At 67.0% G+C, this 22,926-nt stretch carries 15 protein-coding genes; 2 read left to right on the forward strand and 13 right to left on the reverse strand.

Features of this window, described 5'->3' with window-relative positions:
* Positions 1–142: 142 nt before the first annotated feature.
* From ACX9OW_RS11335 to ACX9OW_RS11355, 5 genes are read right to left on the reverse strand one after another with little or no spacing between them, the layout of a single operon-like run.
* A complete protein-coding gene (locus tag ACX9OW_RS11335; RefSeq protein ID WP_053518459.1) occupies positions 143–2,113 on the reverse strand; it encodes a type IV pilus secretin PilQ in 1,971 nt (656 codons plus the stop codon).
* 21 nt (positions 2,114–2,134) lie between these two features.
* A complete protein-coding gene (locus tag ACX9OW_RS11340) occupies positions 2,135–2,668 on the reverse strand; it encodes a pilus assembly protein PilP (protein WP_053518457.1) in 534 nt (177 codons plus the stop codon).
* Complete coding sequence (locus ACX9OW_RS11345; protein WP_053518455.1) at positions 2,668–3,324, reverse strand: type IV pilus inner membrane component PilO; 657 nt, start codon at positions 3,322–3,324, stop codon at positions 2,668–2,670. The genes ACX9OW_RS11340 and ACX9OW_RS11345 overlap by 1 nt, the downstream gene beginning before the upstream one ends.
* Positions 3,321–4,172, reverse strand: coding sequence for a PilN domain-containing protein (locus ACX9OW_RS11350; protein WP_459062279.1), 852 nt, complete (start codon positions 4,170–4,172; stop codon positions 3,321–3,323). Before ACX9OW_RS11350 ends, ACX9OW_RS11345 begins: the two co-directional genes overlap by 4 nt.
* Complete coding sequence (locus ACX9OW_RS11355) at positions 4,172–5,230, reverse strand: pilus assembly protein PilM (protein WP_459062280.1); 1,059 nt, start codon at positions 5,228–5,230, stop codon at positions 4,172–4,174. Before ACX9OW_RS11355 ends, ACX9OW_RS11350 begins: the two co-directional genes overlap by 1 nt.
* A gap of 219 nt (positions 5,231–5,449) precedes the next feature.
* On the opposite strand from ACX9OW_RS11355, the gene ACX9OW_RS11360 reads away from it, so the two are divergent.
* Together ACX9OW_RS11360 and ACX9OW_RS11365 are read left to right on the forward strand one after the other, a co-directional pair.
* Positions 5,450–7,870 (forward strand): penicillin-binding protein 1A, encoded by a 2,421-nt coding sequence (locus ACX9OW_RS11360; RefSeq protein ID WP_459062281.1) that lies wholly within the window; start codon positions 5,450–5,452, stop codon positions 7,868–7,870.
* A 155-nt stretch (positions 7,871–8,025) separates the two neighbouring features.
* On the forward strand, positions 8,026–8,673 hold the full coding sequence (locus ACX9OW_RS11365; protein ID WP_459062282.1) for a hypothetical protein: 648 nt from the start codon (positions 8,026–8,028) through the stop codon (positions 8,671–8,673).
* Between the two features lie 84 nt (positions 8,674–8,757).
* On the opposite strand, the gene ACX9OW_RS11370 is transcribed toward ACX9OW_RS11365, so the two are convergent.
* From ACX9OW_RS11370 to ACX9OW_RS11405, 8 genes are all read right to left on the reverse strand, one after another.
* A complete protein-coding gene (locus tag ACX9OW_RS11370) occupies positions 8,758–14,457 on the reverse strand; it encodes an ESPR-type extended signal peptide-containing protein (RefSeq protein ID WP_459062283.1) in 5,700 nt (1,899 codons plus the stop codon).
* 51 nt (positions 14,458–14,508) lie between these two features.
* The gene (locus tag ACX9OW_RS11375; RefSeq protein WP_445394135.1) at positions 14,509–15,216 is read right to left on the reverse strand and encodes a pilus assembly protein; all 708 of its coding nucleotides are present in this window, start codon (positions 15,214–15,216) and stop codon (positions 14,509–14,511) included.
* A 22-nt stretch (positions 15,217–15,238) separates the two neighbouring features.
* Complete coding sequence (locus ACX9OW_RS11380; RefSeq protein WP_445394134.1) at positions 15,239–16,369, reverse strand: CfaE/CblD family pilus tip adhesin; 1,131 nt, start codon at positions 16,367–16,369, stop codon at positions 15,239–15,241.
* Entirely contained in the window at positions 16,366–19,125 is a 2,760-nt protein-coding gene (locus ACX9OW_RS11385; protein ID WP_459062284.1) for a TcfC E-set like domain-containing protein, read from the reverse strand. The genes ACX9OW_RS11380 and ACX9OW_RS11385 overlap by 4 nt, the downstream gene beginning before the upstream one ends.
* Before the next feature lie 53 nt (positions 19,126–19,178).
* The gene (locus ACX9OW_RS11390) at positions 19,179–19,697 is read right to left on the reverse strand and encodes a CS1 type fimbrial major subunit (protein WP_053520042.1); all 519 of its coding nucleotides are present in this window, start codon (positions 19,695–19,697) and stop codon (positions 19,179–19,181) included.
* A gap of 288 nt (positions 19,698–19,985) precedes the next feature.
* Entirely contained in the window at positions 19,986–21,263 is a 1,278-nt protein-coding gene (locus ACX9OW_RS11395) for a citrate synthase (RefSeq protein WP_164150898.1), read from the reverse strand.
* 296 nt (positions 21,264–21,559) lie between these two features.
* Positions 21,560–21,802 (reverse strand): type B 50S ribosomal protein L31, encoded by a 243-nt coding sequence (locus tag ACX9OW_RS11400; RefSeq protein ID WP_005410871.1) that lies wholly within the window; start codon positions 21,800–21,802, stop codon positions 21,560–21,562.
* Positions 21,803–21,890: 88 nt separating this feature from the next.
* Positions 21,891–22,829, reverse strand: a complete 939-nt coding sequence (locus tag ACX9OW_RS11405; protein ID WP_128988512.1) for a nucleoside hydrolase — start codon at positions 22,827–22,829, stop codon at positions 21,891–21,893.
* Between the last annotated feature and the right edge of the window lie 97 nt (positions 22,830–22,926).

Below are 22,926 nucleotides of genomic sequence, written 5' to 3' on the forward strand. Positions count from 1 at the left end.
GGTTCCCGACATCATCGCAGGGTGCCCAGGCGATGGCATCAAGAGACGCTGAACAGCGTCCACGCCCTGCGTGGATGCATGGCCGCAACGCAGACGGGGCCGCACATGGCGGCCCCGTTTCGCACCTGCTGCAGGCGGTGGCTCAGTTCTGCTTGGCCACGCGCAGCACCTTCGGCGTCACGAACACCAGCAGCTCGGCCTTGTCCTTGTTGCGACCGCGCTTCTTGAACAGATTGCCCAGGAACGGCACATCGCCCAGGAACGGCACCTTGCTGATGCTGTTGCGATCGGTGAACTCGTACACACCGCCGATCACCACGGTCTGGCCGTCCTCGACCAGCACCGCGGTATTGACTTCGCGGCGGTTGATCGACGGCACCGTACCGTAGCCCTGCAGTTCGATCAGGCGATCGACTTCATCCTTCTTGACCTGCATGTTCAGGAACACGCGGTTGTCATTGGTGATCGTCGGGGTCACCCGCAGCTCCAGCACGACTTCCTTGAACTGCACGTTCGGCGTCGAACCCGCGCCCCCGGCGGCACCGGTACCGCTGATGGTGACGTAACCGATCTCCTTGCCCTGCTTGATCATCGCCTCGCGCTGGTTGGTGGTGACCACGCGCGGATTGGAGATCACTTCGCCACGCGATTCCTCCTGCATGGCCGACAACTCGACATCCAGCAGGTAGCCCGCGTTGAGGATCGACAGCGCCAGCGAACCCGGGTTGTTGGCCAGGGCCACCGGCAGGTTCCAGTTCAGGCCACGCTCGATGGTCGAGCCGGTCGGCACGGGTGCCGGACCGACACTGCCACCGGCCTGCCACTCACGCACGGCCTTGGCGTTCTCCAGCGCGGTATCGACCTGCGATTTGCGGGTCTTGGCGTTGGCGTCGAGGCTGCCGCTGAAGTAGACATTGTCGCGGCTGCCGCTGATGCCGAACTTCGCACCCAGTTCGCGGGCGAAGGTGTCGGTGGCGATCACGATGCGGCTTTCGATCAGCACCTGGTCCACTGGACGATCGATCACCCCGATCAGTTCGCGCATGCGTGCGATCTTCTTGGGGATGTCGCTGATCATCAGCGTGTTGGTGCGCTCGTCGGCAACGATGCGGCCGCGCGTGGACAGGAACCCGCTTTCCTCCTGCGACGAGGAACCGCCACTTCCACCACCGCCACCGCCGCCGATGCCCTTGGCCTCGGTCAGCGCTTTGAAGATCTGCGTCGCGCTGTGGTAGTTGATCTGCACGTAATCGGTCACCAGGTCTTCGCGGTTCTCGATGGCGATGCGGGCGTCTTCCTTCTCCTGCTCGAACTTGGCCAGCTCGGCCTGCGGCGCGACCCAGATCACGCTGCCATCGCGACGCTTGTCCAGGCCCTTCGCGCGCAGCACGATGTCCAGCGCCTGGTCCCACGGAACGTTGACCAGGCGCAGGGTCACGTTGCCCTGTACCGAATCGGACGCCACGACATTGAGGTTGGATTCTTCGGCGATCAACTGCAGCACCGTGCGCACCGGCACGTCCTGGAAGTTGAAGGTGACCGGCTTGCCCGAGTAGCCACGCTGGCCGACGGCCTTCGCCGCCTGGGTGACCGTACCGGCGTTGACCGCACCGACGGCGGCGGGCGCCTGTCGCGGACTGATCTCGACCACGTATTCGTTGCCGCTCTGGTAGGCCAGCGACTCCACCGTACCCGCCGTGCTCAGCACCAGCTGGGTCCCGGCGCCCGATGGCTTGGCATCGATGCGCTGCACGGGCGTGGCAAAGTCGACCACGTTCATCGGCTTCTGCAGGTTGGCCGGCAGGCGCGCGTTGCCCACGTCGACCACGACGTTGCTGCCCTGCGTGCGCAGGTCGGGAATCGCGCCCTGGCCGTCGAACTGCAGGATCAGGCGGCCGACGCCATCATCGCCGCGCTTGAAATCGATCTTGGACACCGACAGGCCAGTTGTCGCCGGGGCCGAAGGGGCCACCGCGGTGCTGGCCGGTTTCTCCGCCGGTGCGGCGGCCAGCGCCGGAGCGCAGGCCAGCATCAGCGCGACTCCCAGCGCGCTGACACGGTTCAAGGTAGAGCGCCGGATGGGACGCAGCCCCTTGGCTTGGTGAAAGGTCATCGTGCTATCCCCAGTAAACGATCATTGATCTTCCAGCGCGAGCGTCGCTGGCCGTTCCAGCCAACCACCCGCGCCATCCGGCACCAGTTCGATCAGTTCAACGCGGTCCTCGAAGACCGCGGTGACCCGCCCGTCGCTCTGCCCCAGGTAGCCGCCCGGGCGGACCCGGTAGGTGACCTTGTCCGGCCCCATCACCAGCGCGACGGTGCTGCCGCCGGTGCCGATGGTGCCGACCATGTCCAGTGCGTCCAGCGGGAAGCCCTCCAGGGGCTCCTTGCGCCGGTTCGGGTCCGGTCGCAATCCGCCGTTCCCCTGCTGCGGATTGGTCCAGGCATCGGTGAACGGATCGCGCATGCCCTGCGCGGAGTATTCGAAGGTCTCGAACTGCTGCATCACCGGCAGCGGCTCCAGCGGCTGCGCCGGTCGCGCACGCTCGCCCTCCACCCACTTCTCCAGGTTCGGTGCATCGCCCGGCGTGCTGGTCACGCCGCGGCCACAGCCCGCCAGCAGCAGGACCGCCAGCACCATCGACCCGCGTACGATCTGTGCGCGCATCACTTCCCGCCCTCCTTGCCGGCGTCAGCGCTCTGCTGCGCCTGCACTTCGGCTTCGTCCAGATACCGGTAGGTCTTGACCGTGCCGGACAGCTCCAGCGCACCTGCGCGGACGTTGCCGCTGGTCTTGTCCTTGGGCTTGAGGTTGATGTCGTGCATGGTCAGGATGACCACCCGCGGCAACGAAGCCACGCCGCTGACGAACGCACCGAACTGGTGGTAGCTGCCCACCATCCGCAGCTTGATCGGCTTCTCGGCGTAGAACTCCTTGATCTGCTCGGACTCGGGTTCGAACAGCTCGTTGGACAGGCCGCTGGACAACGCGGTCTGCGAGATGTCGATGATCAGGTCCGGCATTTCGGTCTTGCTCGGCAGCTGCCGCAGCATCTGCTGCAGCACCTGCTCCATCTGTGCCAGCTGCTGCTTCAGCGGCGCCAGGTTCACCGCACGTTCCTGCTGCTTGGTGAACTCGGTGCGCAGCTCGGTCTCCTGCCGCTCCAGGCCCTCCAGTTCCTCGCGCTTGCCACTGATCAGCAGCATCCACGCCACGAACATGATGACCAGCGCCAGCAGCGCGCAGAAGACGATCTTGGCCTTCTGCGGCCAGTTGCCGATGTCGTTGAAATCCAGGTTCTTGAGGTCGATCTTCTGGCTCATGCGCGGTCCCCCTGCGACGGGGCGTGGAAGGCCTGCGGCGGCTGCGCCAGCCGGCTGCCCTCCGGCTTGGCCGGCGCGGCGGCCGGCGGGGCCGTTGCCGGGGGCGGCGTGGTGACGGGTGCGGTGACGGGTGCGGTGGCGGGTGCGGCCGGTGCGGCGGGTGTGGCCGCCTCGGGTGCGGCCGACAGCGGTGCGACCGGTTCGGCGGCTGCGGCCGGTGCCACGGTGCCATCGGCATTCAGGCCCGGCGGCGCGGTGGCCTCCTCGCTCTGCGCCGGCAGCTTCACCTTGACCACGAACACATACGGCAGCGCCTTGATGTCCGATACCGGGCCCGGGCGACCGTCCTTGTCCTTGTCCGGCTCACGCGCCTCGATGATCGACAGCTCCGGACTGGCCATCCAGCCGGACGTCTCCAGGTTGCGCATGTACGCCGAAACGCGGGCGTTGGACTGGGTGCGGCCTTCCAGGGTAAGGGTGTCCCCTTCCTGCTTCAGGGCGGTCAGCACGACGCCATCGGGAATGGTGCGCACCAGCGCGTCGAACAGGTGGACCATCTGCGAGCGCTTGGCCTGCAGTTCCTCGATCACCTTCTTGCGCGCCAGCAGCCGCTCCTTCTGCGCGTCGAGGCGGTCGATCTCCTTGTTCTGCTCCTTGACCTTGTCGATCTCGGCCTGCAGGTAGGCATTGCGGTCCATCTGACCGCTGACCTGGCGGTCGTAGTAGAACCAGATCATCAGCGACAGCAGCAGGCCACCCACGGCGGCCATGCCCAGCATTGCGTAGAACTCGCGCTGGCGTTGCTTGCGCCGTTCGGCGCGCCAGGGCAAAAGGTTGATGCGTGCCATCAGTCGAAGCTCCTCAGCGCCAGACCGGTCGCGATCATCAGCGCGGGAGCATCCTGGGCCAGCGCATGCGCGTTGACCTTCGGTCCCAGCGTCATCTGCGCCAGCGGATTGGCGACCACGGTCGGCACACCCAGCTGCTCCTCGACCATCTCCGGCAGGCCCCCAAGAACCGCGCAGCCTCCCGCCAGCACGATGTGATCGACACGATTGAATTCGCTGCCGGCGTAGAAGAACTGCAACAGGCGGCTGATCTGCTGGACCGTGGCTTCCTTGAACGGCTCCAGCACTTCCATCTCGTAGCTTTCCGGCAGCCCGCCCTGGCGCTTGGCCAGGCCGGCTTCCTCGTAGCTCAGGCCGTAGCGGCGCATGATCTCGTCGGTCAGCTGCTTGCCGCCGAACACCTGTTCGCGGCTGTACAGGCTGCGCCCGCCACGCAGGACGTTCAGGGTGGTCATCGTGGCGCCGATGTCGACCAGCGCGACCACGCCGTCGGTGGACACCGGCAGCTCACTGGCAACCAGGGCGAAGGCGTTCTCGACCGCGAAGGCCTCCACGTCCATCACCTTGGCCTGCAGGCCGCCGAGTTCCAGCGCCGACTGGCGCAGTTCCACATTCTCGGACCGCGACGCGGCCAGCAGCACCTGGACCATCTCCGGGTTGTTCGGGATCACCCCGATCACCTCGAAGTCCAGGTTCACTTCCTCGATCGGATAAGGAATGTAGTTGACCGCTTCCAGCTCGATCTGCGCTTCCATGTCGTTCTCGTCGAGCTCGGCCGGCATCGGGATCACCTTGGTGATCACGGCCGAGCCGGCCACGGCGGCGGCGGCCTGCTTCGCCTTGCTGCCGGAACGGTTCAACGCCCGGCGGATGGCCTCACCCACGGCCTCCACCTCGACGATGTTCTTCTCCACGACCGCATTCGGCGGCAGTGGTTCCACGGCGTAATGTTCCACACGGAAACGATTGCCACTGCGGGAAAGCTGCAACAGCTTTACCGCAGTCGAACTGATGTCGACGCCAATAAGCGACGACTGACTTTTTGGGATGAGCCCCACGGTTTCTCCCCTGCCGACGGGCACTTGGACGCAAGAACTGCGACCGCGCATTAATAACGTATTCTTAGCAAATGGCAACCGCCCTGCTGTGAATTCCCTCACAGGTTCACGATGCAGCCCCTGGCGTTTCCCCTTGCGCTCCCCGGTGCCGACCCCAGCCGCCACCTTGCGTAATCTATACTCTGCGACCACGAAATTCGCAATCGGAATCTGAACCCGATGACTCGACTCCGCCGCTGGCTGCGCTGGATCTTCCTGATTGTCCTGGTCCTGGCGCTGATCGGTGCGGCCGCTGTGGGCGGTCTCTACTACGCTGTGTCCTCCAAGCTCCCCGACGTGCAGACCCTGCGCGACGTGGAGATGCAGGAGCCGATGTACGTCTATGCCGCCGACGGCAAGCTGATGGCGGTGTTCGGCGAGACCCGGCGCACCCCGGTCACCATGAAGGACGTGCCGGAGAAGCTCAAGCAGGCTTTCCTGGCCACCGAGGACGCCCGCTTCTATGAACATGGCGGCGTGGACTACAAGGGCATCGCCCGCGCGGTGTGGCTGCTGGCCACCACCAACGACAAGCGCGTGCCCGGCGGGTCCACCATCACCCAGCAGGTGGCCCGCCAGTTCTTCCTCAGTTCCGAGTACAGCTACACCCGCAAGCTGGCCGAGATCCTGCTGGCCCGCAAGATCGAGTCCGAGCTGAGCAAGGACGAGATCTTCGAGCTGTATCTGAACAAGAGCTTCTTCGGCAACCGTGCCTACGGTGTGGCCGCGGCAGCGGAGTTCTACTACGGCAAGAAGCTGGCCGAGCTGGACCTGGATGAGATGGCCTCGCTGGCCGGCATCCCGAAGTTCCCCTCCTCCGGCAACCCGATCTCCAACCCGGAACGCGCCCGCCAGCGCCGCGACAACTATGTGCTGCAGCGCATGGCCGATCTGAAGTTCGTCAGCCAGGCCGAGGCCGATGCGGCCAAGGCCGTGCCGATGCATGCCACCGCGCATGAGCCGCCGGTGCAGGTCGAGGCGCCCTACGTGGCCGAACTGGTGCGCCAGGAGATGATTGCGCGCTTCGGCGGCGATGTGGTCAACAAGGGATACCACGTCACCACCACCATCGATTCGACCCTGCAGACCGCGGCCAACCTGTCGGTGCGTGACGGCCTGCTGCTGTATGACCACCGCCACGGCTGGCACGGCGTGGAGAAGCAGGTGCAGCTGGGGGCCGGCGACGATGCCGCAGCTCTGGCCGAACATCTGCGCGGCATCCCGGCGCAGGCAGGCCTGCTGCCGGCGATCGTTGCCAGCGCCGGTGCCGATGGCAGCGCCACGGTGGTGCTGGCCAACCGCAGCGAGATCGTGCTGCCGGCCGGTGCCGCCCGGTGGACCAACAAGACCCCTGGCAAGCTGGTGCAGCGCGGCGACATTGTGCGTGTGCGCGCCGGCGACAAGCAGGGCGAGTGGCTGCTGGACCAGATCCCGCGCGGTCAGTCCGCGCTGGTCTCGCTGGATGCCCACAGCGGTGCGCTGAAGGCGCTGGTCGGCGGTTTCAGCTTCTCCGGCAACAAGTTCAACCGCGCCACCCAGGCCCGTCGCCAGCCCGGTTCGAGCTTCAAGCCGTTCGTCTATGCCGCAGCGTTCGACAAGGGTTACAACCCGGCTTCGATCGTGCTTGATGCCCCGGTCGTGTTCCGCGACCGCCGCGGCAAGACCTGGGCACCGCAGAACGATGGCGGTGGCTTCCGCGGCCCGATGCGCCTGCGCGAAGCCCTGGTGCAGTCGCGCAACCTGGTCTCGGTACGCCTGCTCGACGGCATGGGCGTGGACTACGCCCGCAAGTACATCAGCGAGTTCGGCTTCGCCGAATCGGAGCTGCCGCCGAACCTGTCGATGTCGCTCGGCACCGCCTCGCTGACCCCGCTGTCGGTGGCCCGTGGCTATGCCGTGTTCGCCAACGGCGGCTCGCGCGTGGACACCTGGCTGATCGACCAGGTGAACGACCGCGACGGCAACCTGGTGTTCAAGGAGAACCCGGCACTGGCCTGCCGCGACTGTGCCGGCAGCAGCGACCAGCCGGTCAGCCAGGTCGTGGACGGCTTCAACTTCGGTGCCCCGGCCCCCACGCCGGACCCGGCCGCCGCCAAGGCGCAGGCCACCACCGAAACCGCTGCCGCACCGGTCAACCCGGATGCGCGCACCGCGCCGCGCGCGATCGATGCACGCACCGCCTACCAGCTGGTGTCGATGATGCGCGATGTGGTCCAGCGCGGTACCGGCACCCAGGCCAAGGTGCTCGGCCGCGAGGACGTGGGCGGCAAGACCGGCTCCACCAACGACCACCGCGACGCCTGGTTCTCCGGCTTCGGCGGCCCGTACGTAACCACCGTGTGGGTGGGCCGGGATGACTTCCGTTCGCTGGGTTACCGCGAATACGGTGGCAAGGCCGCGCTGCCGATCTGGATCGAGTACATGCGCACCGCGCTGAAGGACACGCCGATCGCGCAGAACGACCCGCCCAGCGGCATGGTGCAGACCACGCTCAACGGCGCGACCGAATGGGTCAAGGTGGAGGACATGGATCGCCTGACGGACTATGACCTGAACCTCAATACCCCTCAGGCCGACGCGGCTGCGTTCGATATCTTCTGACGCGCGCCGCGGGCGTCACCGTCGAGCCGGCGCATGCCCGGCTCGACGGCCCGGACAGCCGAGCGTGGGCCCTGCCCCGCATCCCTCCTGCATTCCCCACGCAGATGTCACACCGTTGCGCTAGTCTGTAGCCAGGTCGCAACAGGAGTTCCCGCATGCATCGCGCCCGCCAGCATGCCACCACCCAGACCCGTGAGCGTCGTCACCGCCTCGCCCACGAAGCCGCCCGCCTGATGGCCGAAGGCGGCATCCGCGACTTCCACCAGGCCAAACTGAAGGCGGCCAGCCGGCTCGGCATCCATGACGATGCCTCGTTGCCCCGCAATGTCGAGATCGAGGATGCGCTGCGCGAGTACCAGCGCCTGTTCGCTGGCCCCCAGCACGGCAACGAGCTGCAGCGCCGTCGCGAAGCTGCGCTGCGCGCACTGGAATTCCTGCATGCCTTCGCCCCGCGCCTGGTCGGCCCGGTGCTGGACGGCACCGCCGATGCCAACAGCCCCGTGCAGGTGCATCTGCACAGCGACGACCCCGAAGCCGTGCATCGCTTCCTGGACGAACAGGGCATTCCGGCCGAGTCGCGCGTGCGCCGGCTGCGCCTGGACCGCGAGCGCAGCCTGGACGTGCCGGTCTGGGTGTTCAGTGCGGAGGACCTGACGTTCGACCTGGCCGTGCTGCCGTATGACGCCCTGCGCCAGGCACCGCTGTCACCGGTCGACGAGAAGCCGATGCGGCGCGCCTCGCAGGCCCAGCTGCGTGAACTGCTCAGCCAGGAGCAGATCGAAAGCTATCTCGGCAGCATGTGAGCCCCACAACGCAGACGCCCCACGCGGCGGACCGCGTGGGGCGTCGTCATGCATCAGGGCGACCGGACCGCGTCGCCCTGCCGGTTACCAGCCCACGCCGAAGCCCACGCCCACGGTGCGCTCACCGCTGTTGGTGAAGGCACCATTGAGGCTGAAGGTGGCCGAGCCGCGCTCGTTGAGCACGCGCTGGTAACCCACCGCCAGCGCCGACTCGCCTTCGGCATGGCCTACACCCGCGCCGAGGCGGTTGTAGGTCTGCAGGCCGGCGGTGTTCATCGCCATCGCCGCCTGCGCACTGCCCATTGCCGCCATGCGGTTCAGGCGCTTGTCCATCCGGTCCAGCCGGCGGTCCACGCTGGCCATCGCCTGGTCGGTGTAGGCCTGCGCCTGGTTCACCGCCTGATCCACGGCACGCGAGTCCACCTGCGGCAACGGATCGTCGGCTTCCGGCTTCGGCTTCGGCGTGTTGGTGGAGGCCACCGACGGCGCATCCTTGACCGGCGGGGCCGGGGTCTGGCTGTCCGCCGGCGACTCGCCAGCGACGTCGTCCACCGCTGCCTGGCGGCTGGCCGTCGCCGACCCGTCGATCTGCGACTGCAGTCCGTCGATGCGGCCGTTGAGCTGCTGCTGCACGGCGTGCAGCTGACCGCCATTGACCGCATCGCGGCTGCCCGGCGCGATCATGCCGTTGGCCACGTTGCCCAGCACCCTGCCGTGCTCCCCGGCCAGCCGCAGCTGGCCGGTACCGTCACTGCGGAGGCCGCCATCGTCGAACAGGCGCTCGAAACGCGCATCGATGCTGGCCAGATCCCGGCGCGTGTCGACCACCGCGCCGTCGAGCGACTTCAGCGCATCGCCGACCGTGGCCTGCCGCTGGCCCTGCACGTGGAACTCCGGCGCGACGATGTTGCCGTCGGCGTCCATGCGCATGTCGCCGCCGAAGGCTGCGAAGGCGCTGCGGAGCTGGGAGACATTGGTGAGGTCATTGGGGTTGATGCCGTTCTTCGCATTGGTAACCCTGCGCAGGAGGCCTTGGCCACCCACCGACACCTCGAATGCATCTTTTGCTACGGAACCATATCCAAGCGCGACGCTATTCGTTGCCTGCTCCCAGATCTGCGTGGAACCACCAATTGCCAATCCATTTTCTGCACTAACTCGAGACCTGGCGCCCAACGCAAACCCGTCAGCAGCACCGGCGAGAACCTGCGCGGCGCGCCCCAGCGCCACTGAGTTGGTTGCCTGGGCGTCAGCAAAGCTTCCTATCGCAGTAGACCCCGATCCAAGTGCTTTGGTATCGCTGCCCATGGCCGTTGCCAAATGCCCAGCTTGCGCCGGTCGACTCAATCCATCGAAGCCTACAACTACATACAGACTCCCTTCTTCCAGGTCAGACAGGCGTTGGTTGCTTACAAACAACTGCCCGCCCGTGACGACCTCCCGGCTGTCCGCGTGGCTGATATCACCCTCGCCGACGTTGACGAGGCGCGCGCCACCGAAATCGACGGCGGAACGGTCGGCGCCGAAGCGCACGGCACTGGCATCCGCCATCGCCCGCGCCTGATCCAGCGTATCGAGGCGCGCGTCCATCGCATCCAGTCCGCCACGATTGCTGTTCACGCCCGCATCCAGCGCGGCCAGTGCATCGCCTACCGTGCCGTGTACAGCGCCCTGCACGCCATAGGAAGGAGCAATCACGCTGCCATCTGCGGCAAAGCCCGAGCCGCCACCGAGAGCGTTCACCACGCCGGAGAGCTGGTCGACGGTGGTGAGGTCATTGCCGGCGATGCCGTTCATCGCATTCGTGACTCTACGCAGAATTCCACCGCCACCCAATGACACCTCATTGGCGACGGTTGCAATCGATCCGTATCCAAGTGCGACACTGTTACGTGCGCCCTCGAACACTTGAGCGGCACCTCCCAGTGCAACGCCGCTCTGCGCATGCACTTGTGAGCGCGCACCCAACGCGAAGCCATCTTCCACCTCTTCACGGACCAACGCAGCTCTTCCCAGCGCAACAGAGTTCTTCCCGCGCGCCTGGGCGAAGCTCCCAATCGCAGTTGCCCCTTCCGCCAACGCCTTGGTATCACTACCCATGGCCGTGGCCAGAAGGCCTGCCTCCGCCGGCATGCTCAGATCGTCATATCCGACAACCGCATACTTCTGCGCCTCCTCCAGCACCGACACCCGCTCATTGGTCACGAACAGCTGCCCGCCCGTGACCGCCTCGCGGCTGCCTGCCGCAATCTCGCCATCAGCCAGAGCGACCAGACGCGCAGCCTTCAGGTCCACCGTGCCGTCCTCGCCGAACTGCACGACGCTGCCCAGGTCAGGCGTGTAGTTGTCGAAGTCCACGCGCAACGCGTCCAGGTCGTCCCGGGCGGATGCGATCTGCGCGCCCTGCTCGGCAACGTTCGTATTGGTGGCGAACAGCTGCGCGCCATTGACCGCCTCGCGGCTGTCGGCACTGAGTTGCCCGTCGCCTACGGCGAGCAGGCGCCCACCCTCCAGGTCGACATTGCCGCCTGCGTCGAAACGCACCACATCGGACAGGTCCGGATCGAAGCCCTCGAAGTCCTCGCGCAGGCGGTCGATGTCCGTACGGTTGCGGGCGATCTGCGCGTTGCTGTCGAACAGCTGGCGGCCGCTGACTGCATCGTCGCTGGTGGCCGACAGTTGACCGGCGGCAACGCCCTGCACACGACGCGCCTGGTTGCCCTGGTTGCGCACATCCAGCACGCCGCCGCTGTTGGCGGCTCCCAGTCGTACGTCGCCGGTGGACGAGGTCTGGCTGAGCAGGCCACCGAGCACGTTGGCCTTGCCCTGTGCATCGTTGGCGGTGGACTGGGCGGCGTTGGCCACGCTGTGCGCCGTATTGGCCAGGGTGGTGGCCGTGGTCACGTTCTGGTTGGTGGTGTTGAGCTGGCGACCACTCACCGCGTCGGTACTGGCTGCACTCAGCACACCATCGGCGACGCCACTGATACGACGGCTGGCGTTGCCCTGGTTACGGACATCGAGGACGGTGCCACTGTTCTGCGCGCCCAGCCGCAGATCGCCGCCGGCTGCCGCCTGGCCGACCAGGCCACTGAGCGTGGCGGCGGTGGCGGTGACCTGCGTGACGTTCTGGTTGGTGGCATGCAGCTGCCGGCCACTGACCGCATCGGCACTGGTGCTGCTGAGTGCCGCGTCGGCCACGCCGGTGACGCGACGGTTGGCGCTGGACTGGTTGCGCATGTCCACCGCGCCACCGGTATTGCTGGCACCGACGCGAACGTCGCTGTTGCCGGCACTCTGGCTGAGCAGGCCCCCCAGCGCGTTGGCCTTGGTCTGCGCATCGTTGGCGATGCTGTGCGCGGTGTTGGCCAGCGCATTCACCGTGGCGAGGTTCTGGTTGGTGGCATGCAGCTGCCTGCCGGTCACCGCCTCGGCGCTGGTGGTGCTCAGCGTTCCGTCAGCCACATTGACGATGTTCCGCTTCACCGTGGCACTGCCCACCGAGACCTGGTTGGCGCCGGTCGCCACCGAGCCCGCGCCCAGGGCGACGCTGTTGCCCGCCTGCGCATTGACCTTGGCGTTGGTGCCCAGTGCGATGGCGCCGCTGGAGGTGGCATCCACGGCGGCACGATTGCCCAGCGCCACCGAGGAGTCAGCCGCGGCGCCCGCCAGGGTGCCCGCGCTCACCGCGTTGGCGCCGCCCGCGCTGGCCTGGTAACCGAAGGCATTGCTGTGGGAGCCCTCCGCTTTCGCCGAATGGCCCACCGCCACGGCATTGCTGCCGGCCGACGCGCCTTGGCCGACGGCGGTGGTGGTGCTGGCCAGGGCCGTCAGCGCGCGTGTGGCATCGGCCTGGGCCGCAGTAGCTGCCTGGGTGACTGCGGTGACATTCTGGTTGGTGGCATGCAGCTGCTTGCCTGTCACGGCTTCGGCACTGCTGGTGCTCAGCGTGCCATCGGCCACATTGACGATGCGGCGCTTGAGCGTGGCATTACCGACTGAGACCTGGTTGCTGCCGGAGGTGGTGGAGGAACTGCCCAACGCCACCGAACCGGTGTGGTTGGCCAGCGCGCGGTCGCCAAAGGCGGCACTGCTCTCGGCCGTCGCTTCGGACAGATTGCCGACGGATGTAGCGAAGCGGGCGCTTGCCACACTGCCGCGGCCCAGCGCCGTGGCCTGGTTGGCGGTGGCCGCCGCCTGATAGCCCAGTGCGGTGGCATGGATCACGTCGGCCTTGGCGTCGTTGCCGATGGCCACGGCACGGTCGCCGGTGGCCGAGGCACGCAGGCCCGATGCCACGCCGCCATTGCCGCTGCGCGAGCCGGTGCCGAGCGCCACGCCGCCGTTGGACGCGGCAACGCGCTCACCGGCCGCATTGACGCCGCTGCGGGCATTGTTGCCCAGTGCAAGACCGTCATTGTTGTAGGCCAATGCCGCATTGCCGATGGCCACGCCGTTGTCGCCCCCCTCGGTCCGCGCGCGGTTACCCAATGCCACTGCACTGCTGCCGTCCGCAGATGCCAGGGTGCCCATCGCCACGGCGTTGCTGCCGGCGCTGGACGCCTGGAAACCCAGGGCGTTGCTGTAGCCACCGGACGCATCGGCGGCATTGCCGATGGCGGTGCTGTTGGTGCCCGTTGCAGTGGCACCGGTCCCAATCGCGATGCGGCTGCCATCCAGCCTGGCCAAGGCCTGCCCGGCTTTCGTCGCAGCCTGGTCTGCGGCCGTCTTCGCCGCGTTCGCCGTGCCCGTCGCGCTGGCGATGCTCTGGTTGGTGGCGTGCAGCTGCTTGCCGGTCACCACTTCGCTGCTGGTGGTGCTCAGGGTGCCATCGGCCACATTGACGATGCGGCGCTTCAGGGTGTTATTGCCCACCGAGACCTGGTTGCTGGCACTGGTGACCGAGCCGGCGCCCAGGGCCACTGCATTGCTCTGCCCGGCATTTGCGTTGGCACCCAGCGCCACGGCCTTGCCGTGGCCGTCGGTCACGGCGTTCTGGCCGATGGCGATGCCCGCATCGTAGCCGCCGGAGCGCGCACCGCTGCCGATCACGATGGCGTGGTGTGCGTTGCCGTTGGCAAGTCTGCTGCCGTCACCGATGACGACGGATCCCTGCGCCTGTGCCTGCGCATTGTTGCCCAGCGCTACCGATCTGGATCCCGACGCCTGTGCCCTCGGCCCCATCGCCGTGGCATCGCTACCCTCGGCCCGGGCATTGCGCCCGACCGCGACCGCACTGTTACCGGACGCGCCAACGTAGCTGTTGAGGCCGATCGCGACGGCCCCGACTCCCAGCGCCGTGGCGCTTTTGTCGATCGCAGTGCCCCCTTCGCCGCTTCCCGTGCCCGCATTGATGCCGATGGCCACGCCACTGGCAAGTCCCTGGGCATTGTTGCCGATACCGATGCCGTCGAACGCCGTGACCGAACCCACGCCGATGGCCACGCCCTTGGTGCTGTTGACCGTGGAACCCCCACCGATCAGCACGTTCTGGTAGCTGGTAGTGCCGACACTGCGCAACGTGGCAGGCGAGCCGATGAACGCGCTCATCAACGCGTCCCACTCTGCCGGTGCTGCGTCAGCCTCCGCCGCAATGGCGTCGGGCACGATCAACGGATCCGATGCAACCTCGGTCGCGAACGCGGGAGCGGCCAGCATCACGCACAGGGCGGCGGCAAGCGGGCGTGCCGCCGAAGCCGGCTTGCCGCGCGAACGGGTGTGCTCGCTGGCCACGGCCCAGCAGCGCAGGCGGGTATTCCAGATCAAACGGTAGATGCGATTCATCGATGTCTCGGTGGTTGGGAAACGGGAACCTGGGGGCGCAAGGCCAGGCAGTCAGGGCTGCAGCGTCTGCCGGTGCTCACGGAAGCCGGCGTGGCTGAGCCGGTAGTCGATCTCCACACGCCCGCCAGCGCGGGGCACGAACGGCAGCGTCATCGCCGCGCCGGGGTAAAGGCTGCGTTTGATTTCGTGCGTGGTGCAGCGGCCGTCTGCGGCGCAGTCCTGCACCTGGGTGACGCCGAGCCGCAGCGTGCCGCGGTTCAACAGGCGATCACCGTCCAGGGCCATCTCGACGCGCCCCTCGGCGGGCAGCACATTGACCAGCACGCCCCAGACCAGGCTGACGCCGAGGGTGGCGCTGGCGCCCTGCACCGGTACCTCCGGCGTGCTGTCATCGGGACCGCGTACGCCTTCGAAGTAGACGCGGAACGCGGTTTCCTGCTCGACCGGCTGCAGCGGAATGATCCGTATCAGGCGCGTGCCGCCCCCTGCCAGACCGAAGCGTCCTGGCGTGACCGCCATGACGGCGGCGGTGCCGACGGCCTCATCGACTTCTTCCTCGTGGTCACTGGCCGGGTGCAGGATGCGTTTCACCGTGGCCTGCACGTACTGCGGCTGCGGTGATTGCGAATGCACGCGCACGGTCGTGGTCTTGCCGGCCTCGGCATGCACGCGCATGGGATGGACGTTGAGATTGGCCAGCACCGGTGCCGCTGGCAGAAGGGCCAGCAGCAGCGCGCCGGCCAGGGGAATCTTGCTCATGGGATCGGGTTCCAGGGGAAGGTCAGAGGCGGTCGGTCGGCAGGCGCATTTCGAGCTTGAGGCGGCCGTCGTAGTAGCCCTCGCGTTTCTCGGACGCCGGCACACGGGGGGTTTCCAGGGTCAGCGGCGTGGGCACGCAGTACACCCACTGGTTCATGTCGGGCAGCATCACCAGCCGCAGCTCGGCGGTATCGATGCCGCGCAGCAGCACTTCCTCGTTGTTGTGCAGGGCGATCTTCTGGCCGCTGTGGTCCAGGGTGAGCTGGTAGTCCAGGCGGTCCTGCGCCTCGCGCCCACCGTCGCGGTGCCAGACCGAGTACTGCGATGGCGGACGGCCCGGCGCGGCGGGGCCCATGTCACGTGCGGTGATGGCCAGATACTCGCTCTGCGAGCCCATGCCGTCGTACAGACACATGTCCAGCACGGCGGTGCCACCGATCGTGCCGGGTGAGGGAATCGGCCGGTAGTCCAGCTGCAGGCCCACCAGCGGCTCGGCCATGCCGAACTCGGGCAGGTAGATCATGGTGCGGTCGCGATCGGTGATGGTCAGATCGAACCGGAAGACGTGGGTGGCGATGATCGGGCCGTCAGGATCGATGCGCAGGTTGAGGCGGAGTTCTGCAGTCCAGCGGCCGGCGACGAGATTCTGGACGTCCTCTGCTAGTGCGATCAGTCCAGCAGCGGTGCCACCTGGAGGGAACAGACAGTCGTTGGCCCGGGAAGACCAAAGTGGAAACCTCCCATAATCCCAATAGTCACTACTGCAATAGCGTTCCCATTCCGCTCGCTCGAGCCAACCGGAGATCGCAACTGTGGTGATCTGTCCACTGCGCTCTTCGCGAAACCCCAGTTGAACTGGACGTGGTCCAGAAGGTCCTTCCCATGTGTCACGCACAGGACAGTTTCCAAATCTCTCGTCTTCACCACACGTCAAATGGATCTTCCCGTACCCCAGCTCCACCTCCCCATACCCGAGCACCGTCCGCGGCGCCCACAGCTCCAGCGCTTCGGGCGCGGAGCGGTCGAAGGTGCGGACGATGTCGGTGGTGATCACGCCGGTGGCCGGCGTCGTTGCCGGTGGGCGCTGTGCCAGCGCCTGTGCACTGCCAAGCAGGCAGGCCGCGGCCAGCAGCAGCCTCCATGCGGTCCTCATCGCGCACCTCCACTCATCACGTTGCGTTCGTTGCGCCCCGCCACCGGGGCCAGTTCGTTGAGCAGCCGCTGTACCCGCGCCTGGTGGCGGATCGGTGCCGGCAACTGCTCCAGCGCCAGCGGTTCGCACTGCACCTGGCCGACCAGCAGCACCACGCTGCGGCGCTCACGCACGGTGAGCGGGCACTGCAGCAGGTCGCCTGCACGCAGCAGGTAGAGCACCGGCTCGCGCTGCGGGAACTCGGCGATGAAGCCGCCGTCGCGGCCCAGCGAGGGCACCGGCGCATTGAGGATGCGGGCGCCTTCCAGCGGGGTACCGGCGATGTCGCGTGCGTTGCCGATGAAGGTGTAGGTCACGTCCAGCGTGACCGGCAGCGCGATCACCTTTCCCGGCAGCAGGAAGGCGTGCTGCGCCGCGCCCAGGCGGGCGACACGCACTGCGGCGTCGCTGTCGTGCGCACTGGCGTCCTGCACGTCCACGCGGTGACGCTGGTAGCCGCCCAGCGGCAGCAGCCGGCGCTCGCCGAAGCCGAGGATGCGGCGCCGGTTGCTGCCGGCGCGGATGTCGGCAGCCGCGCCACTCAGCTCCAGATCGCGCGCATCGTCCACGCTGACCACTACCCCGGCATCGGCGCCATGGGCGCCGCCCCAGTGCAGCCCGCGTGCGGACAGCGACAGCCCCGACGTGTGGTTGCCGCTGTAGGCCAGTTCACCCCCACCGTGGTGCTGGTAGTACGACACCGATGCACCGCTCTGCCCGAAGCGGTTGTCGATACGGGCGCTGGCCAGCGCGCTGTAGCGGTCGTCGTTGTACGCGCTCAGCTCGGCGCCCAGATCGCGCGCGTCGCCGTCGCGCTCCTGCCGCAGCGAATGCGACAGGCCCAGGCGGGCATCCGGGCGGCTGTGCTGAGGCTGGCGCATGTCCAGCGCCACGCGCTGCTGCACGCTGCCGTCGTCGATCCGCTGCAGCCGCGAGACTGCAATGTTCAGGTAGAGGCCGCGATCACGGGCAGGCCCGCGCCCGCTGCCGGTGTCGGTGTCCTGCTGCCACACCCCCAGCCGGCTGCCGATGCTCAGTCCACGCCACTGCCGGGTACGGCTGTAACTGGCCTGCAGGCTGCGCGAGGTCTGCGCAGGACGCAGCGCCGGCACATGAGGCGGCAACAGGCCCGGCGGCAGGCCCGTCCAGGCATCGTCGTCTTCGCCGGGCAGGCTCCACTCCGGGGTGAAGCTGCGCCGGCGCGTGTATCCCAGGTACAGGCTGCCGCCGAACAGGGGCGCCGATACCGAGGCACTGAGCGCATCGACACAACCGAAACGGTCATGCAGCACCGGCGTGCTGCTCTGGCACGCACCGCCACGCAGGCGTTGCCGATAGACATTCCAGGACGCGTAGTGGCGATAGCTCAGCTGCTGCTGCAGGCCGTGGCTGCCGTCGCCTCCGTTCAGCACGCCGACCATCGCCTGCAGGTCATGCCGCCCGAACTGCTGGCGTCCATCCAGGCGCAGTTCGCCGTAACCGGTATCGGCGACGCGGGCGATCCCCGCTGTCATGCCGTAGTTGCGCGCGAGGGGGATGCGCAACCCTGCCTGTACCGCCGTGTCGGACGCATCGCCGATGTCACTTGCACGTGTCGCATGCGCACGGCGCCGCCCGCCCTGCACGAACCACTGCAGGCTGCGCTCGGACCAGTCGCCGCCACGGCTGAAGGGCGCCTCCTCGCTGCGCACGAAGCGGCCATCCTCATAGATGCGCAGGGTGACGGTGTAGCTGCCGAGCGGAAACCGGCGCGTATCGAGATCGTTGACACCGGCCTGCAGGTAGAAGGTCTGCAGCAGGCGATCACCGTCGAAGGCATCCACGCGTGCATCACGGCCGAGCAGCACGGTCAACGGGGTGGAGGTGACGTTCGCGTCGGTATCGACGTAGGCCTGCGTGGTACCCACGCGCAGCCCCTCGAAGCGATCCAGCGGCAGCATGCCGAACCCGAAGGTGCCGCCCTGCTGGCTGGACAGATTGCGCCGGTCCATGCGGCCCAGCTGCACGTAGTGGCGCTGGGCAAGATCGTGGCGATAGTAGAGATCGTCCAGCTGGAAGCGGTCATGCGCGCGATAACCCTGCCGCGCCTGGCGGCTGTAGTTCCAGCTGCTGGCGACATGGCCATCGCGCAGCACGCCAAGCACCGTGCTGCCCTGCACGCTCAACGCCTGATAGCCATCGCCCCCGCTGAAATTCACGGTCTGCTGCTGCAGCAGCGCGTTCTGTGCCTGCTCGGACACCTGGTGGAACGGCGAGCGCTGCGCGCTCTGCTGTGGCAGCCACCGGCGTGCCGGAAACAACATCAACACGCCGTCGCTTTCATCGAAGATGGCGTGCACCTGCGCAGGATCGTCCGGACTGTCGATCCAGCCGCAGCCGGGATCCGGTTGGCCGTAGGGACAGGCCAGATGACTGTTGCGCGGCAGCGGTGCAGCCAGTGCCGCCTGCAGCGCGTCGCGCGCATCGGCGCTGAGACCCAGGGCTTCCAGTACCTGCGCGGGCTGGTCCAGCTGCACCGTATCCAGCGTGACCCAGGCGGACCACAGGCCGGCCGACTGCCCGAACAGGCGTACCTCGACACGCTCGGTCTGGCCGCTGGCGAGGTCTTCGAAACCGGCCGGCACCGGCCGTGCGTGGACAGCCGGCAGGGCCGGAATGGCCAACGTCAGGGCGAGCGCGACCGCCAGCCGGCTGTGGGCAGGTGCAGGTATCAACATGGGGAGACAACCGATGGCCGGCCGGCCCGCGCACGGGCCGGCGCGGTGGGGGATTACGGCGCGGCGGTGTTCTGCGACACGACCAGCGCAACGGTGCCGCTGTACAGGCCCGCGAAGTTGATCTCGCCGGACACGGTCTGCTGCACGCGCAGCGGCATGGCGATCGACGCACCCGGAATCGCGCTGTCGAACAGGTCGTCTGCAGCGAAGTCGATCGGGGTGGTCTCCAGGGCGCGGCCGTTGAGGCTGACCGTCAGCGGCACGTTGATGGCACCCGGTGCGGCCAGGTCGGGACGCAGCACGGCGTCGGCCGCCAGGCGTACGCTGACGTCCTTCTCGGTGTCATTGGTGAAGATGCGCACATCTTCGGTCCACGACGACAGGCCGGCACCGCCGGCGCGGTAGACCAGCTGCACCGCGTCCGGCAGCGCGGTGCCGTCGGCCTTGAGCAGGGACAGGGTCGGATCGACGTTCGCCCACACGGTGATGTTGGTTTCCACGGCGGCCTGCGCGGTCAGCGAAGCGCCGGCGAGCGCCACGGCCAGGGCGGCCTTCTTGAACATGTGCGACATGGTTTCTCTCTCTGATGGATTGGGTTGCCTCCTGGATGGAAGCACTGCCGGCACGGACCTGCCCTGCCAGCAGCGCGGTCAAGGTATTGATCGGCTCCTGCGGTGTACATGCAACGTTTCTTGATTGCCGATTACGCGTACTTCTGCGACATCACACACGCATCGCGCGTGCCGTGACCAGCAGAATGCGACGCTTTCGGCATCGCACCGGCAAGGGGCAACGTTGGCCTGGGCAAAAAAAAACGCCCCCTTGCGGGGGCGTTCTTCCACGTTGCGATTACGGGGCGATCAGCCCTGGTAGTCGCGCACGTCGCTGCCGGTGTAGACCTGGCGCGGACGGCCGATCTTCATTTCCGGATCGACCTGCTGTTCCAGCCAATGCGACACCCAGCCGGAGGTACGGCCCAGGGCGAACATGACGGTGAACATCTCGGTCGGAATCTGCAGCGCCTTGTAGATGATGCCGCTGTAGAAATCGACGTTCGGGTACAGCTTGCGGGCGACGAAGTAGTCGTCCTGCAGCGCGGCCTGCTCCAGCTTCACGGCCACGTCCAGCAGCGGGTCCTGCACGCCCAGCTGCTTGAGCACCTTGCTGGTCATCTCGCCGATGACCTTGGCGCGCGGATCGAAGTTCTTGTAGACGCGGTGGCCGAAGCCCATCAGGCGGAAGCCGGAGGTCTTGTCCTTGGCCTTGAGCACGGCCGATTCCACGTTGTCGGCCGAACCGATTTCTTCCAGCATCTTCAGCACGGCTTCGTTGGCACCGCCATGGGCCGGACCCCACAGCGCGGTGACGCCTGCGGCAACCGACGCATACGGATTGGCACCGGTCGAGCCGACCAGGCGCACCGTCGAGGTGGACGCGTTCTGCTCGTGGTCGGCGTGCAGGATGAACAGCAGGTCCAGCGCCTTGACCACGTCAGGATTCAGTTCGTACTGGCCGTCGGCCGACTCGAAGGTCTGCTTCAGGAAGCGGCTGACGTAATCCAGCGAGGTGTCGGGCGTGTTGGCCGGCAGGCCCTTGCCGTGACGGTAGATCAGCGCCGAGAGGGTCGGCACCTTGGCGATCAGGCGCACAGCGGCCTGGCGGCGCTGTTCGGCGTCGGACAGGTCCAGCGCGTCGTGGTAGACGGCCGACAGCTGCGCGATCGCGGCAGCCAGGATGGCCATCGGATGGGCATCCTTGGCGAAGCTGCCGATCAGGGTGTTGATCGAATCGGGGACGTTGGCCTCGGCAGCCAGCTCATCGGTGAAGGCCTTCAGCTGCTCGGCGCTCGGACGCTCGCCGTTGATCAGCAGGTAGGCCACTTCGACGTAGCTCGACTTTTCCGACAGCTGTTCGATCGGGTAGCCGCGGTACAGCAGCACGCCCTTGTCGCCGTCGATGTAGGTGATGGCGGACTTGCAGCTGGCCGTCGCGGTGAAGCCGGAATCGTAGGTGAAGAACCCCGTTTCCTTGGTCAGCTTCGCGATGTCGACGCAGTCGTTGCCAAGGGTGGGTTTGATGACGGGCAGAACGACCGACGTGTCGCCGGCGTTGAGCGTGACCTGATCAAGATCGGACACTGTGTGCGCTCCTTCATGGGAAGGCGCCTGCCCAAGCGCATTGGTCAGGCACGTGAATGACGTCCACGACCTGTGTCGTGGATCACGCCATTATCGCACAGCAGCATTTGCCCGGTGCTAGACGGAAGTCGTAGACGGCAGGCGGCCGGAACCCGGCCAGCGAGTGGCCCGGATCGGCAAAAGCGTTGTCACGCGAACGCAGTGTTCTGTCCATCCAAACGCCTGTTGGGCAGGCGCCGGGGAAAAACAAACGGCCGCGCAGAGCGCGGCCGTCGGTTCGGAGCTGGATCGACAGATCAGCGCGCGTAGCGCTTCTGGAACTTGTCGATGCGGCCCGAGGTGTCGATGACCTTGTGCTTGCCCGTGTAGAACGGATGCGAAGCCGAGGAAATTTCAACCTTGACCAGCGGGTATTCGTTGCCGTCTTCCCACTGGATGGTTTCCTTCGTCGCCATGGTGGAGCGGGTCAGGATCTTGAAATCGGAGGTGACGTCATGGAAGACGACGTCGCGGTAGTTCGGATGGATATCGGCCTTCATGGGCTCACACCGTAAATGGGCTGGTGGTCAAGAGCGGCATTATAAGCACCGGCCGCCCCTTGGGGCAACCGGTGGCGTGGATCCGCGCTCAGTCCGCGCCAAGTGCCTGCCGCACAAGGCTTTCGAAGCGGGCCTGGTCGTAGGCCATCAGCAGGTCGCAGTTGTCCGGCTGGCCGGTCTGGCGGTTCCAGTCGACGAGGGTCGCGCCGCGACTGAACGTTCCGTTCAGTTCCACGTTCAGCGGCCGCGATTCCACCCGCAGCTGCCCTTCCGGGTTCAGCGCCCAGGCCATGGCCAGGGCATCGGCGGTGTACCAGCGTCCGCCCTTGCTGTCTTCGGACAGGCCACGGGTCTTGCGCGAGATCAGCTCATAGAAGCGGGCGCGCTCCGAATCGGCCTGCAGCCACGTCTCGGCCTCCTGCAGCGGCAGGCCGTGGGCGACGGTGGCTTCCCAGTCCGACACCAGCAGGTGCTTGAATGCGGTGAACACCACGTGCGCCGCTTCCGGATCGAAGGCGATGTTGAACTCCGCCGCCGGCGTGATGTTGCCGTGGCAGGTGACCGCGCCGCCCATCACCACGATGCGCTTGATGCGCTCAGGCAGGGTCGGGTCCAGCTTCAGCGCCAGCGCCAGGTTGGTCAGCGGGCCGAGCATCACCAGCATCAGTTCGCCGGCATGCTTGTGCGACAGGCGCAGGATCGCCAGCGCGGCATGCTCGGCTTCGGCCTGTCGGCCCGGCGGTGGCAGATCGACATCGCCGTAGCCATCACGGCCGTGCACATGCGCGGCATCGACGGAGGGATGCAGCAGCGGATCGGGGCTGCCGGCAAACACCGGCACGTCGGGACGGCCGACGATGTCGCAGAGCTTGAGGGCGTTACGGACGGTGTACTGCAGGCCGACATTGCCGGCGGCGATGGTCAGGGCGACCACGTCATGCCGTTCATCGGCAAAGGCCATGAGCAGGGCCAGGGCGTCGTCCACACCGGGATCGGTGTCGATCAACAGGGGGATCTTGTGGGTCATTGTTGCCGTCTTCAGATCGGCAACGAAGTGTGGACCGGGATGATGACCGTTGCAAGTATGGGGGTTCTGGCAGGGCTGTGCCCTGCACCCGCCGAAT

This window comes from Stenotrophomonas genospecies 5, from assembly GCF_054473825.1.